The sequence below is a fragment of the Pseudomonas sp. W2Oct36 genome, assembly GCF_041060465.1.
In the GTDB taxonomy this organism is placed as follows: Bacteria; Pseudomonadota; Gammaproteobacteria; order Pseudomonadales; family Pseudomonadaceae; genus Aquipseudomonas; species Aquipseudomonas graminis_B.
In genome coordinates this window covers 22,248-35,474 of record NZ_JAUERW010000005.1, presented here as the reverse complement: position 1 = coordinate 35,474, position 13,227 = coordinate 22,248, and the positions used below count along the sequence as shown (strand labels likewise).

The 13,227-nt window shown below is 62.4% G+C and carries 14 protein-coding genes; 9 read left to right on the top strand and 5 right to left on the bottom strand.

Annotation, left to right across the window (positions count from 1 at the left end; genetic code table 11):
- Positions 1-24: 24 nt before the first annotated feature.
- From QWI18_RS09530 to QWI18_RS09515, 4 genes are all read left to right on the top strand, one after another.
- On the top strand, positions 25-957 hold the full coding sequence (locus tag QWI18_RS09530; RefSeq protein ID WP_296307440.1) for a 2-hydroxyacid dehydrogenase: 933 nt from the start codon (positions 25-27) through the stop codon (positions 955-957).
- Between the two features lie 42 nt (positions 958-999).
- Complete coding sequence (locus QWI18_RS09525) at positions 1,000-1,764, top strand: SDR family oxidoreductase (RefSeq protein WP_065986236.1); 765 nt, start codon at positions 1,000-1,002, stop codon at positions 1,762-1,764.
- 131 nt (positions 1,765-1,895) lie between these two features.
- Positions 1,896-2,585, top strand: a complete 690-nt coding sequence (locus QWI18_RS09520; RefSeq protein ID WP_065986237.1) for a fumarylacetoacetate hydrolase family protein — start codon at positions 1,896-1,898, stop codon at positions 2,583-2,585.
- Between the two features lie 96 nt (positions 2,586-2,681).
- Positions 2,682-3,587 (top strand): AraC family transcriptional regulator, encoded by a 906-nt coding sequence (locus tag QWI18_RS09515; RefSeq protein WP_369318716.1) that lies wholly within the window; start codon positions 2,682-2,684, stop codon positions 3,585-3,587.
- A 290-nt stretch (positions 3,588-3,877) separates the two neighbouring features.
- On the opposite strand, the gene QWI18_RS09510 is transcribed toward QWI18_RS09515, so the two are convergent.
- The gene (locus tag QWI18_RS09510; RefSeq protein WP_369318715.1) at positions 3,878-4,816 is read right to left on the bottom strand and encodes a LysR family transcriptional regulator; all 939 of its coding nucleotides are present in this window, start codon (positions 4,814-4,816) and stop codon (positions 3,878-3,880) included.
- 29 nt (positions 4,817-4,845) lie between these two features.
- Between QWI18_RS09510 and QWI18_RS09505 the strand changes: the two genes are divergently transcribed.
- Positions 4,846-5,556, top strand: a complete 711-nt coding sequence (locus QWI18_RS09505) for a CTP synthase (RefSeq protein WP_369318714.1) — start codon at positions 4,846-4,848, stop codon at positions 5,554-5,556.
- 4 nt (positions 5,557-5,560) lie between these two features.
- Positions 5,561-5,887, top strand: a complete 327-nt coding sequence (locus QWI18_RS09500; protein ID WP_065986268.1) for an antibiotic biosynthesis monooxygenase — start codon at positions 5,561-5,563, stop codon at positions 5,885-5,887.
- Between the two features lie 245 nt (positions 5,888-6,132).
- Here the strand turns inward: QWI18_RS09500 and QWI18_RS09495 are convergent, their stop codons facing one another.
- The 3 genes from QWI18_RS09495 to QWI18_RS09485 all read right to left on the bottom strand — a co-directional run bounded on the left by QWI18_RS09495 (position 6,133) and on the right by QWI18_RS09485 (position 9,216).
- Complete coding sequence (locus tag QWI18_RS09495) at positions 6,133-7,551, bottom strand: short-chain fatty acid transporter (protein ID WP_065986241.1); 1,419 nt, start codon at positions 7,549-7,551, stop codon at positions 6,133-6,135.
- Between the two features lie 223 nt (positions 7,552-7,774).
- Positions 7,775-8,431, bottom strand: a complete 657-nt coding sequence (locus QWI18_RS09490) for a CoA transferase subunit B (protein ID WP_065986242.1) — start codon at positions 8,429-8,431, stop codon at positions 7,775-7,777.
- An 83-nt stretch (positions 8,432-8,514) separates the two neighbouring features.
- On the bottom strand, positions 8,515-9,216 hold the full coding sequence (locus tag QWI18_RS09485; RefSeq protein ID WP_037013408.1) for a CoA transferase subunit A: 702 nt from the start codon (positions 9,214-9,216) through the stop codon (positions 8,515-8,517).
- 130 nt (positions 9,217-9,346) lie between these two features.
- On the opposite strand from QWI18_RS09485, the gene QWI18_RS09480 reads away from it, so the two are divergent.
- From QWI18_RS09480 to QWI18_RS09470, 3 genes are all read left to right on the top strand, one after another.
- The gene (locus QWI18_RS09480; protein ID WP_065986243.1) at positions 9,347-10,270 is read left to right on the top strand and encodes a LysR family transcriptional regulator; all 924 of its coding nucleotides are present in this window, start codon (positions 9,347-9,349) and stop codon (positions 10,268-10,270) included.
- A gap of 153 nt (positions 10,271-10,423) precedes the next feature.
- Positions 10,424-11,794 carry a gluconate:H+ symporter gene (locus tag QWI18_RS09475; RefSeq protein ID WP_369318713.1) on the top strand — a complete coding sequence of 457 codons (1,371 nt, stop codon included), beginning with the start codon at positions 10,424-10,426 and terminating at the stop codon, positions 11,792-11,794.
- 298 nt (positions 11,795-12,092) lie between these two features.
- Positions 12,093-12,368, top strand: coding sequence for a hypothetical protein (locus QWI18_RS09470; protein ID WP_192134812.1), 276 nt, complete (start codon positions 12,093-12,095; stop codon positions 12,366-12,368).
- Positions 12,369-12,378: 10 nt separating this feature from the next.
- Here QWI18_RS09470 and ssuE read toward each other — a convergent pair whose 3' ends face one another.
- The gene (gene ssuE, locus QWI18_RS09465) at positions 12,379-12,960 is read right to left on the bottom strand and encodes an NADPH-dependent FMN reductase (protein WP_369318712.1); all 582 of its coding nucleotides are present in this window, start codon (positions 12,958-12,960) and stop codon (positions 12,379-12,381) included.
- Positions 12,961-13,227: the final 267 nt, after the last annotated feature.

Sequence of the window (13,227 nt, the reverse complement as noted above, 5' to 3'; positions counted from 1 at the left end):
CGAATTTCGCGCAGCGGAGGGATGATGAAAACGGTGTTGGTGCTGGTTGAGAGCGTGAACATGTATTTGCCGATTCTGGAAAGCAGCGGCTTTCGCCTGATTCTGGCGCCGACGCCGGCGATGCGCGCCGAGGCGGTGGTGAACGGGGGTGGGGAGATTGATGCGGTGCTGACCCGTGGCCCGTTGGGGTTCACCGCCGAGGAGATGGCCGCACTGCCGAACCTCGGCATCATCTGTGTGATCGGGGCGGGCTACGAGCGCGTCGACCTCGAAGCCGCCGAAGCGCGAGGCATCGTGGTGACCAACGGGGCAGGGGTAAATGCCCCGACGGTGGCGGACCACGCGATGGCCTTGCTGCTGGCGGCGGTCCGCGACATTCCCCAGGCCGACGCGTCGGTACGCCGCAACGAATGGCGCAAGGTCACACGGCCCTCGTTCGCTGGCAAACGCCTGGGCATTCTCGGTCTGGGCTCGGTCGGGATGGCCATCGCCAAACGCGCGCTGGGGTTTGACATGGTCATCAACTATCACAGCCGTTCGCCCCGGGCGGGCGTGGATTTCAACTATTGCGCGACGCCGCTGGCGCTGGCGGAAGCGTCTGACTTTCTGGTGGTGGCAACGCCGGGCGGCGGGTCGACGCGGCACCTGATCGACAAGGCCGCCATCGAAGCGTTGGGCGCCGAGGGCTTCATCGTCAACATCGCCCGGGCCAGTGTTGTCGACACCGATGCGCTGATCGACGCGCTCAAGCAGGGCCGCCTGGCTGGGGCGGCGCTGGACGTGTTCGACGATGAACCGCAGGTCCCCGATGCCTTGAAGGCGCTGAACAACGTGGTTCTCACGCCGCACCTTGCGGGGCTGTCGCCGGAAGCATCGCGCGACACCGTGCAAAGGGTTGCCGACAACCTGCTGGCGTTTTACGCGGGCAAGCCGGTGCTGACGCCTGTTCACAGCTGACGATCAGTGGTCTGGCACTCTCTGACAAAAAAGGAATCGTGCATGTCTTCATCTTCTGTGTTGAAAGTTGCTTTGGTGACGGGCGCCGGGAGCGGCATTGGCCGTGCTGTGGCGCTGCAATTACTGGCCGACGGTTTTGCTGTCGTGCTGGCCGGTCGTCGGTCTGAACCGTTGCAGGCGCTGGTTGAACAGGCCGAGGCTGCCGGTCAGCAGGCGCTGGCGGTGCCGACGGACGTGCGCGATCCGGCCAGTGTCGAGGCGCTGTTCGCTACCATTGAACGCTCTTTCGGCCGGCTGGACGTTTCGTTCAATAACGCCGGCATCGGCGCACCCGCTGTACCGATGGATGAGCTGTCGGTCGAGCAGTGGAAGAACGTCATCGACACCAACGTCACCGGGATGTTTTTGTGCGTGCGTGCAGCGTTCGGCCTGATGCGGCGCCAAGCGCCCCAAGGCGGCCGGATCATCAACAATGGCTCGATTTCCGCGCACACGCCACGTCTCTTCAGCTCGCCTTATACGTCCAGCAAACACGCCGTGCTGGGCCTGACCAAAAGCACCGCGCTGGACGGCCGGCAATTCAATATCGCCTGCGGTCAGATCGACATTGGCAACGCCCTGACTGAAATGACCGATCGCATGACCAAAGGCGTCTTGCAGCCTGACGGTGAGCTGCAAGTCGAGCCGACCATGAATGTGCAGCACGTGGCTGAAGCGGTGAGTTACATGGCCGGGCTGCCACTGTCGGCCAACGTGCTGAACATGACTGTCATGGCCAGCAGCATGCCGTTTGTGGGACGTGGCTGATTGACCGGGGCGGCTCGTTGCGTTGAGTTGCGTTGTTTTGTCCAAGAGCTGGCGGGATCCGTCCAACCCGGCTGAAGGATCAATCGCCACACTCAACCCATGCCGCGCCACCTTCAATCGAGGACACTGCCATGACCGAGTTCGTTATCGCCCCCGTTGCCACACCGTCCCTGGCCGTCGCCGGGACGTCCGGCCGCTTTCCGATTCGTCGGGTTTTCTGCGTCGGCCGCAATTATTCCGACCACGCCCGGGAAATGGGCCACGACCCCGACCGCGAGCCGCCGTTCTTCTTCATGAAGCCCGCCGATGCCGTGGTGCCCGCCGAAGGCCGGATTGCCTACCCGCCGCTCACCGAGGACCTGCATCACGAGATCGAACTGGTCGTGGCGATCGGCAAGGACGGCGTGAACATCGACCCGCAGGATGCCTTGGCCCACGTCTGGGGCTACGGCGTCGGTCTGGACCTGACGCGCCGCGACTTGCAGGCGCAGGCCAAGAAAATGGGCCGGCCGTGGGAGTGGGCCAAAGCCTTCGACGCCTCTGCGCCTGCCACACCGTTGCGTCCGGTCAGCGAGATCGGCCACCCGGAAGCCGGGGCGATCTGGCTCGACATCAATGGCGAGCGCCGTCAGCGCGGCGATCTGTCTGACCAGATCTGGGCTGTGCGGGACGTGATTGCGCACCTGTCGCAGTCGGTCGGGATCAAGGCGGGCGACCTGATCTACACCGGCACGCCGGCCGGTGTAGGTGCGTTGCAGCGTGGCGATGTGCTCACCGCCGGGATCGAAGGCATTGCCGAACTCAGTGTGACAATTGGCTGATCCGATGTGGATGCCCGCCTGATAATCGATTGGTCCGGCTGCTGCCGTTGCCCTACCATGGGGCAGTCCGAACCAGCGATTTCAGGTGTTTCAGCGATGGCCCATCCGTCCCGCATCCAGACCTATGGCATGCAGCAGCGCAGCGACCGCATGGATTTCTACATCCGTGACAAGTCCGCCCGACCCGCGCTGACAGCGCCCCATCGCCATGAATATTTCCAGATCCAGATCAACCTCGGCGGCGACACCGTGCAGCACATCGGTGGCGCGGTCAGGCCATTTCCGCGCAACACCCTGGCGTTCATCCTGCCCCATCGACTGCACGTGATTCCGCACCCCGAAGACGGCAATTTTGTGCTGATCAATTTTTCTCAGGAATTTCTCCTGCAGCATCTGCAGTGCGATCCGATGGACCTTGAAGACGTGCCCGTCGCCGACGCGCCTGAGCTGGCGCCGTTCCGGTTTCAGGAGCATGTGGATTTCACACTCGACGACGCTGACTTCGCTGAGGTAACCGCGCTGTTGATGCGGATGCGCGACATGGATCGCGCCAGGCCATTGGGTTCAGGCGCGATCCTGCGGGGGTGTCTGCTGCAGTTGATCGGCACGGTGTGCAATCGCTACGAAGCGCAGTTGCTGGCGCTGTCGGCGAACAAGGCCGAGCGGCGGGGACGGCGCGATGCGATGGGCCGGGTGATCGACTACATTCGCGCGCACATCGCCGATCCGGCCTTGACCCTCACCGATGCCGCGTCGGCGGCCTTTTTGTCGCCCAATTACCTGACCCACCTGCTGCGCAAGGAAACCGGCAGCAGCTTTTCCGAACTGGTCCTGGAGCGGCGCATGCGGCTGGCGCGCACGCATTTGATGAACAGCAGCAAACCCTTGAGCCACATCGCCGAGATCTGCGGGTTCGCCGACGAAGCCTATTTCTCGCGGCGTTTTCGCAAAGCCCACGGCATGGCGCCGGGGCAGTTTCGCCGGGAGCGGCGGGGTGGTTGAAGAGGGTTTGGAACGGTTTTAAAGGGGACTCGGTTTTAAAGGGGACTGATTTATTTACAGCGCTTCACCGTAAATTAATCTGTCCCCGTTCGAGCGAGAAAGTGATGGCGCCGGGACTGGCGTCTTCCCGGCTAAAGCCGGTCCCGCTGAAAGCATCTTGCCCGCTCAATCTCAATGTGCTGACTTCTTTCCTGCCTGAACCCAGGCCACCTGAACACCGCCTACTTAGTGGGACCGGCTTTAGCCGGGAAGGCGTCGACACAGCTGGCATCAATCTGGCGCCGTCTAACCTACAGCTCAATCGCCTTGGTCAGCTCGCTGAACAGCGCCGACACCGAGCGCAGCGCCCGGCAATCCGGCCGGGTCAGCAGCCACAGCCCGGTGCCATGCCCTGCGAGCGCTTCAGTAATGGGCTGAACCTCGCTGTCCCGAACCATGAAATCCGGCAGCGCTGCCACACCCATGCCTGCGCGCACCAGTTGCGCCACTGCCAGCATGGAGCTGCAGCGATAAGCGAGGTTCACGCCGGGCAGATGCTGCCGCCGCCACATCACGGTCGGGTGATCGGGGAGGAAATCGTCGGGGGCGATCCAGGCCATGTCGTCGAGGGCCAGATCACCGCAGCGTCGCGCGTAGGCCTCGCTCGAACAGACCCGATACGTAACTGTGCCCAGGCGAGTCCCGACCAAGTGCTCAGGCGGTGTGTTGGTCAGACGCAGCGCGATGTCGGCGTCGCGGCGGCTCAGGTTGGCAAAGGTGCTGGAGGTGTTCAGTTCCAGGCGCAGGCCCGGGTAGTCCGGCATGAAGCGGCTCAGGGCGGGGAGCAACAGGCTTTGCAGAACAGCTTCGGTACAGGTCAGGCGCACGGTGCCGCTGACGACTTGCCGGCCTTGCTCAAGGCTCAATTGCGCGAGGGCCAGCGCGTTCTCGGCACTTTCGGCCTGCTGGGCAAGCGCCAGTGCTGCGCTGGTCGGTACGTAGCCAGCGCGGCTCTTGTCGAAGAGCGCCGTGCCCACCGCCTTTTCCATCCGACGCACCGCGCGAAACACCGTCGAGACATCGACCCTCAGCAGTTCAGCGGCCTTGGCCAGCGTCCGCCCACGCACCAGCGCGAGGATGAGGGTGAGGTCGGCATGATTGATTCGATAGTGCGCAGCTGCATTGATCACTTGCCTGGACGCCAATTCTGATTGCAGAACGACAAGCTTATAGTCGCCCCCGGACCTCATGCAAAGCGTTTTGATATCAGGGAGCACACATGACTCAGCGGCAGAAAATCCGAATCGCGTTGGTGGGAGACTACGACCCGAGCGTGCCGGCGCATCAAGCGATACCCGTGGCGCTGGACAGGGTGGCGAACGAAACGGGGCTCGACGTCCAGGCAACGTGGGTCCCGACGACGGACATCGGGGATGGCGCGAGCCTGCAGGGGTTCGCGGGCATCTGGTGCGTGCCGGCCAGCCCCTACCTCGACATGGACGGCGCGCTGACGGCGATTCGCTTCGCCCGGGAGCGGCAGGTGCCCTTCCTCGGGACGTGCGGCGGCTTTCAGCATGCGTTGCTGGAGTACGCGCGCAATTATCTGGGCTGGGCCGATGCCGAGCACGCCGAAACGGCGCCGGAATCGGAGAACGCCATCATCACGCCCTTGACTTGCTCGCTGGTCGAGGCCTTCGCGCCGATTCGTCTACGGGCCGGGTCGCGGATGGCTGCTGCGTACAACTCGCTCGAAACCCGGGAGCGCTACCGTTGCCGTTATGGTTTGCGCAAGGAACTGGAGGCCGACGTGTTTGCCGGCCCGCTGAGAGTGTCGGGTTACGACGAAGACGACGAGGTCCGGGCTGTGGAACTCGATGGTCATCCGTTTTTCGTCGCCACGTTGTTTCAACCGGAACGCGCCGCGCTGGAGGGCAGCACCCCGCCGCTGGTGAAGGCTTTTGTGCGCGCCTGCGCGGCGGAGTTGATTTGACATGATGATGGCCAACACGTTTGGTGTGCCGTATTACGCGGTGATCTTCACTTCGATCCGCACTGAGCTCGAAGCACCGGAATATGACGACGCGGCCCGACGGATGCTCGAACTTGTTCGTCAGCAGCGGGGTTTCCTTGGCGTGGAGTCGGCACGCGGCGACGATGGGCTGGGGATCACTGTGTCTTACTGGGCGGATGAAGCCGCGATCCTGGCCTGGAAAGAACATCCGGAACATCGAGCAATCCGTGAGCGCGGCCGGTCGACCTGGTATCGGCAATGTACGACGCGGGTTTGCAGGGTGGAGCGGGAGTACAGCTTTGGCAGTTGAAGTACCGTAGCCGGGGACAGATTAATTTACGGTGAAGCGCTGTAAATAAATCAGTCCCCTTTGTGGTGGTAAATAAATCAGTCCCCTTTGTGCAGTCCTACATCCGCGTTCACCCCAATTTCACTGACTGCCCACACTGCTTTTGTAGGACCGACTTCAGCCGGGAAGGGGCCTTCACATGCACCCTCGATTGTGCGGTGTGGCGAATGACGTCTTCCCGGCTAGAGCCGGTCCTAATTATTCCATCAAGGCATGACCGGCGGGATGTACGCCAGCGTCGTACCCAGCACCCACAACAGAAACAGCACCAGCGGCGTATGCACCAGCAACTGCACGAACGAGAAGCCGATCAAATCCCGCGCCTTCAGGCCGAGCACGCCCAGCAGCGGCAGCATGTAGAACGGGTTGATCAGGTTCGGCAGGGCTTCGGCAGCGTTGTAGATCTGCACCGCCCAGCCGAGGTGGTATTTGAGGTCGTTGGCGACCTGCATCACGTACGGCGCTTCGATGATCCACTTGCCGCCGCCGGACGGGATGAAGAACCCGAGAATCGCCGAGTACACACCCATCAGCAGCGCATAGGTGTCGTGGGAGGCGATGCTGGTGAAGAACGTCGAGATGTGGTGCGCGACCGTTTGCGCGTCACCGCCCTTGACGGTTGTCAGCAGCGCGGCGATCGAGCCGTACAACGGAAACTGAATCAGCACGCCGGTGGTGGTCGGCACGGCGCGGGCGACGGCATCGAGGAAACTGCGCGGACGCCAGTGCAGCAGCGCGCCGACCATGATGAACAGGAAGTTGTAGGTGTTCAGGCCGGAAATCGCGGTGATGGCGGGCTTGGTGCTGAACTCGTTGTACAACCAGCCGGACGCCAGCGCCACCATCAGAATGATCAGCAGCGGGCTGTATTCCAGCCATTCGCCCGGGCGGGTGCGCGGCGGCAGCGGTGGCAGGCTGAAGCTCGGGTCGATGCCGCATTCCTTGGCATCGCGGGCGTTGGCCGGGCCGGGCGCCGTGGCGTAGGCGACGATGATCGAGACCACCACCAGGGCCAGCAGCATTACCCCGGACTGCCAGAGGAAGATCGTCTGGGTGAATGGAATCACCCCGGTGATCGCCAGAATCGACGGCGGCAGGCTGGCCGGGTTGGCTTGCAGCTGCGCGGCGGACGACGACAAGCCCAGGGCCCACACCGCGCCCAGACCCAGATAAGCCGCAGCACCGGCGGCGCGGTAGTCCATTTTCAGATCGGTACGACGGGCGAGGGCCCGCACCAGCAAGCCGCCGAACACCAGCGACAATCCCCAGTTGAGCAGTGAGGCCACCATGCTGATCAGCGCGACCCAGGCCACGGCCGAGCGGCCGTTTTTCGGGAGGCGCGCCAGGCGGTCGATCAGTTTGACCGCCGGCGGCGAGCTGGCGACGACGTAACCGCCGATGACCACGAAGGCCATTTGCATGGTGAACGGGATCAGGCTCCAGAAACCGTCACCGAAGGCTTTGGCGGTGTCGGCGGGTTTGGCGCCGATGACCAGCGTGGCGAGGGTGACGATGACCACGGCCAGGGCGGCGAACACCCACGAGTCCGGGAACCAGCGTTCCGCCCATTTGGCGCAACGCAGGGCAAAGCGGGCGGAGCGGCTTTCTTCGATATCGGCGGCCACGTGTGTTACCTCTTTTTAGTTATTGTTCAGGTTTTTTTTTGGACGGCAGTTTCAAGTGTTGGCGGTGACGCGAAAAAAGCACCGGTTCAGATACAGCAAAGCCCCTTCATCGCTGAAGGGGCAGGGCGGTCTGACGAAAGGTGCGGGTGTGGCAAACGCTTAAGCTGTGGCGAAAACGTGGGGCATGACGCGGATCCTGCAGAACCGCGCCATTGCGGGGCGATCAAAACGTCATTTCAATCACGTCATCCGGCACGATCAGCTTGCCGGCGGTCTTGGCGATGATTTCATCCACGGTCACGCCCGGGGCGGTTTCGCGCAGCACGAAGGCGCCGTTTTCGATCTCAAGGTACGCAAGGTCGGTCAGCACTTTCTTGATGCAGCCGGCGCCGGTCAACGGCAGGCTGCAGCGTGACAGCAGCTTGGATTCGCCGTCCTTGGACGCGTGGGTCATGGTGACGATGATGTTCTCGGCGCCAGCCACCAGGTCCATCGCGCCGCCCATGCCCTTGACCAGCTTGCCGGGGATCATCCACGACGCAATGTTGCCCTCGACGTCCACCTCGAACGCGCCGAGCACGGTCAGGTCGACGTGGCCGCCACGGATCATCGCGAAGGACTCGGCCGACGAAAAGATCGATGCGCCCTTGCGTGCGGTCACGGTCTGTTTGCCGGCGTTGATCATGTCCGCGTCGATGGTCTCTTCAGTCGGAAAAGCGCCCATGCCGAGCAGACCGTTTTCCGATTGCAGCATCACGTCGATGCCGTCCGGGACGTAGTTGGCGACCAGGGTCGGAATGCCGATGCCCAGGTTCACGTAGAAGCCGTCTTGCAGTTCGCGCGCAACGCGCTGTGCCATTTGTTCGCGGGAGAGTGCCATGGTCTTGGGTCTCTTTTATTCTGTCCGGACTGTAAAAAACCGGAGATACAAAGGGGGAAATCGGTGCGAGTACGGCGCTTGGGTCAGGCTTTTCTGACGGTTCGCTGCTCGATGCGCTTCTCGAACGTGCCCAGAATCACGCGATCGACATAGATGCCGGGCGTGTGTATCTCGGTGGGTAGCAGCACGCCGGGTTCGACGATCTCTTCGACTTCTACCACGGTGATCTTGCCGGCGGTGGCCACGACCGGATTGAAGTTCTGCGCGGTGTGACGGTAGACCACGTTGCCGAAGTGGTCGGCCTTCCAGCCTTTGACGATGGCGAAGTCGCCGGTGATGGCTTCTTCCAGAATCACGTTGCGGCCGTTGAACTGACGGGTTTCCTTGCCTTCCGCGACGGGGGTGCCGTAGCCGGTGGCGGTGTAGAACGCGGGAATGCCGGCGCCGCCTGCGCGCATTTTTTCGGCCAGGGTGCCTTGGGGGGTGAGCTCGACTTCCAGCTCGCCGCTGAGCAACTGGCGTTCGAACAGGGCGTTTTCACCGACGTAGGACGCGACCATTTTGCGGATCTGCCGGTCTTCCAGGAGGATGCCCAGGCCAAAGCCATCGACGCCGCAGTTGTTGGAGACCACCGTCAGGCCTTTCACGCCCATGCGTTTGATTTCAGCGATGAGGTTTTCCGGGATGCCGCACAATCCGAAGCCGCCGGACAGCACGGTCATGTTGTCGGTCAGCCCGGCGAGGGCTTCAGCGTAGGTTGCCACGCGTTTGTCGAGTCCAGCCATGGTGAGATCCCGCCTTATTTGTAGTTGTGTCCGACAATCTAAGCATCGGAGAGCGTTGGCCGCATCTTCTCTCGCACGCAGTGATTTGTTAATTTTGATTTATTCATCGATTGATAAGTAATCCAAATATATGAACGTGAAACAGCTTCGTGCGTTTCTGGCGGTGGCGCAGTGCCTGAGTTTCGCTCAGGCCGGCGAGCGGCTGCATGTGTCGCAACCGGCCTTAAGCCTGACCATCAAGGCGCTGGAGGAAGACCTGGGCGGGCAGTTGCTGACCCGCACCACGCGCCATGTCAGCCTGACCCCGGAGGGCGAGGCCTTGCTGCCACTGGCCCGCCAGTTGCTCGCTGATTGGGACAACACCGAGGAACTCCTGCGTCAGCGTTTCACCCTGCAAATGGGCAAGGTGTCGGTGGCCGCCATGCCGTCCTACGCGGGCAATCTGCTGCCCATCGCGCTGAAGGTGTTTCGCGAGCGCTACCCACGGGTGAACGTGGCGGTGCACGACGTGATCAACGAGCAGGTGGTGGAAATGGTCGGGCATCGCCGCGTGGAACTGGGCATCGGCTTCGAGCCCGAGGCGGGCACTAACCTGATCTTCACGCCGTTCTACATGGATCGGTTTGTCGCCGTGGTGCCGAAAGATTCTCCACTGGCCGCGCGCCGCGAAGTGAGTTGGGACGAGCTGCTGCGTCACGACTTCATCACCCTGCAACGCCCGTCCGCCGTGCGCCTGCTGCTGGAGCAGGACCTGCAGAGCCAGCACGGCAAACTGTCGGTGGCGTTCGAAAGCCATCAGCTGTCGACGGTGGGGCGCATGGTCGCCAATGGCCTGGGGGTCAGCGCGGTGCCATCGCTGTGCATCGCGCAGATGGAAGAACTCGGCGCCCGCTGCATTGCCCTGGAAGGCCCGCGCATCGAGCGTCGTATCGGTTTGATGACCCAGGCGGATCACCAACTGTCGGCAGCGGCCCAGGGGTTGCGCGAGGTGCTGATCGAATGCGCGCGGGATTCAAATGCCGCCCTCGCGAGCAAGCTCGCTCCCGCTGGGTGATACCGCATTCCACGTTGGAGACCGGCGGCGAAACGGCCAGATCCTGTAAAAATTTAACTGCGACGCAATGCCGCATCCGGTATGGTTCGGCCGGTTGAAACATATTGTTTCAAACCTTCCTGAAATAAAAACCGAACGATAAGGGGCTCCGCGTTGGATCTGTCGTCTGCTGCCTGGGTGTTTCATGACACTCGCCTGATCATTTGCTGCCTGATCGCCATTGCCACCATCATCGTGCTGATCAGCGCCACCAAGCTCCCGCCGTTTCTGTCGATTCTGGTGGGCACATTCATCGCAGGGATAGGCGCGGGGTTGCCAGCGGAGGCAGTGGCGAAGGCGTTCAGCAAGGGCGCGGGCGGGATTCTCGGTGAGGCCGGGATCATCATCGCCCTCGGTGCCATGCTTGGGGCGCTGATGGCCGAATCAGGGGCGGCGGATCGCATCGCGTCGACGTTGCTGGGGCTGGGCAAGGGCAAGACGCTGCCGTGGGTCATGGCGCTGGTGGCCATGGTCATTGGTCTGCCGCTGTTCTTTGAAGTGGGCCTGGTGATGATGGTGCCGATCATCTTCGTCATGGCGCGCCAGTCGAACCAGCCGCTGCTGAAAATCGCCATTCCGGCGCTGGCCGGCATGACCACGCTGCACGCGCTGATGCCGCCGCACCCTGGGCCGCTGATCGCCGTCGCTGCGTTGCACGCCGATCTGGGCCTGACCATGTTGCTGGGGTTTTGCGTGGCGGTGCCGGCGGTGATTCTCGCCGGTCCGCTGTACGGCAACTGGCTGTCAAAGCGCATGCACATAGAGGAGCCGGCAGAGCTGGGCGAGCTGTTCTCGGCCAAACCCACTGCCTCCCGCCAACCGAGCTTCGGTATCTCGTTGCTGATCATCCTGTTGCCAGTGATCCTGATGCTCGGCAGCACCCTGGCGAAAATCGCCATGGCGCCGGAAAGCAACACCGCCCTGACGCTGAAATTTCTCGGTGAGCCGCTGGTGGCGTTGGGCATTGCGGTGCTGGCGGCGACGGTGTGTCTGGGCTGGGCCAACGGTATCTCCCGCGAGCAAGTGGGCGGCACGCTGCGTAAGAGTCTCGCGCCGATTGCCGTGCTGCTGTTGACCATCGGCGCGGGCGGCGGCTTGAAGCAAACCTTGCTGGACGCCGGCGTCAGCCAGACCATCAGCAAAGTGGCCGAAGGCGCGCACATGCCGTACCTGCTGCTGGCGTGGTTGATTGCGGTTGCGCTGCGTCAGGCGACCGGTTCGGCCACTGTGGCAACGACCACCACGGCGGGCATTCTCGCGCCGATGATGGCCGGGCTGGCGCCGGTGGAAGCGTCACTGGTGGCGCTGGTGATAGGGGCGGGCTCGGTGTTCTTCTGCCACGTCAACGACGCCGGGTTCTGGATGGTCCGCGAATACTTCGGCCTGCAACTGAAGCAGACAATCTGGGTCTGGTCGGTGCTACAGACCATTGTGTCGGTGGTGGGTCTGATCGGCACGTCGCTGCTGTGGCACTTTTTGGTCTGACCATGTCCAGAGCAAACGCTGAAGCCTTTTCGGAGTGAGCAGCCCTATGGAATGGTATTTGCCAAAAAATTGAAGGCGGTCATGCGGGCCTCTTCCCGGGGGTTTCCGGGCCTAAAGTGGGTATGGGGTGTGTGTATGTCCGGGTTCAGCCGGGAAGCTTTTGATCTCGATCTTCGAACGCAAAAAGTCCAGTCACCGCCCAACCCGATAGCCACTATCAAGACGACTGATTTCTGCTGGAAAGGCCCGGGGCGTAGCCTTGGCTTCATTCCGGAAACGAGCCGAATGGAGGCTCCCAATGAACCGTCTTCTTGTCCTCTCCCTGTTACTCTCCGCCTCCCTCCTCGCCGGTTGTGCCGCTGGCAATCATCCCGAGCTGCGTGCCTACAGCGCTGAAGAAACCCACCAGCTGGCCCTCGAAGACCTCAATCGTGGTGGCTTGTCCTACGACGAATTCCAGGCCCGCAAAGCCCGACTGATCGAACAGCCACAGCTGCAACGGGCCCACGCGTTCGATAACCGTGGTGAAGTGAACGCCGAAGTCAGCGTCGCGTCGAAAGCCCGTCAGGGTTGAGCCGGAACACTTACAACGCCAGCTTCAAGTGCCCGCCCGCTTCCGTGTGACGCGCCTGAGTCCGGTGTTGCAGGCCCAGTAAAAAGTGATCCAGACCGTCATGCAGGCGCTGGGTCAGCAGTTCATCCAGCTCACCGCCCAACGCGTTCTCGCCATAGCTGATCTGGCTGTCGATGGCGAATACACCGTGCAGCACTTCCTGGCATTTCAGCGCCGACAGCACGGGTTTCAGCGCGTAATCCACCGCCAGCATGTGGGCAATGCTCCCCCCCGTTGCGATCGGCAAGACCACTTTGCCGTGCAATGAACGCTCCGGCAGCAGGTCGAGCAACGTCTTCAACGCCCCCGAAAACGACGCCTTGTACACAGGCGTGCCGATAAGCAAACCGTCCGCCTTCGCCACCGCGTCGACGAAAGCCACCACCTGGGGGCTGTCGAATCGGGCGTAGAGCAAATCCTCGGCGGCAAAATCCTGAATGCGCACACCGCTGACTTCGACGCCACGGTCCTTGAGCCAGTGCGCCGCATGCTGCAACACCACGCCCGAGCGCGATCGGGTGGAAGGGCTACCTGAAATCGAAACTACCAACATGTGTTGTTTCCTTGGGGTCAGTCACCCGAGGTGCGAGGCACCGAGCAGGCCGCGTTCAACGCGAAGTAATGGGCGTGAAGACCCTTCGCCGGTACTCAAGCAGCATGCGTGCCAGCGCTCTCCATCGCCCGCCGCCCCCGTCAATCCAGCGAGCACACACAGCTGCAATCCTGCCAACCACCCCAAACTGTTGATCCAGGCGCACGCGACTGTTGATCCACTGTTTCCCCAGCGACACTTGCCCTCATCAAATCAAACCCAAAAAAA

Bases quoted from the DNA above. Each gene is read 5' to 3' on its own strand.
- QWI18_RS09530 (WP_296307440.1), top strand. From the start codon at position 25: ATGAAAACGGTGTTGGTGCTGGTTGAGAGCGTGAACATGTATTTGCCG.
- QWI18_RS09525 (WP_065986236.1), top strand. From the start codon at position 1,000: ATGTCTTCATCTTCTGTGTTGAAAGTTGCTTTGGTGACGGGCGCCGGG.
- QWI18_RS09520 (WP_065986237.1), top strand. From the start codon at position 1,896: ATGACCGAGTTCGTTATCGCCCCCGTTGCCACACCGTCCCTGGCCGTC.
- QWI18_RS09515 (WP_369318716.1), top strand. From the start codon at position 2,682: ATGGCCCATCCGTCCCGCATCCAGACCTATGGCATGCAGCAGCGCAGC.
- QWI18_RS09510 (WP_369318715.1), bottom strand. From the start codon at position 4,816: ATGAGGTCCGGGGGCGACTATAAGCTTGTCGTTCTGCAATCAGAATTG.
- QWI18_RS09505 (WP_369318714.1), top strand. From the start codon at position 4,846: ATGACTCAGCGGCAGAAAATCCGAATCGCGTTGGTGGGAGACTACGAC.
- QWI18_RS09500 (WP_065986268.1), top strand. From the start codon at position 5,561: ATGATGGCCAACACGTTTGGTGTGCCGTATTACGCGGTGATCTTCACT.
- QWI18_RS09490 (WP_065986242.1), bottom strand. From the start codon at position 8,431: ATGGCACTCTCCCGCGAACAAATGGCACAGCGCGTTGCGCGCGAACTG.
- QWI18_RS09485 (WP_037013408.1), bottom strand. From the start codon at position 9,216: ATGGCTGGACTCGACAAACGCGTGGCAACCTACGCTGAAGCCCTCGCC.
- QWI18_RS09480 (WP_065986243.1), top strand. From the start codon at position 9,347: ATGAACGTGAAACAGCTTCGTGCGTTTCTGGCGGTGGCGCAGTGCCTG.
- QWI18_RS09470 (WP_192134812.1), top strand. From the start codon at position 12,093: ATGAACCGTCTTCTTGTCCTCTCCCTGTTACTCTCCGCCTCCCTCCTC.
- ssuE (WP_369318712.1), bottom strand. From the start codon at position 12,960: ATGTTGGTAGTTTCGATTTCAGGTAGCCCTTCCACCCGATCGCGCTCG.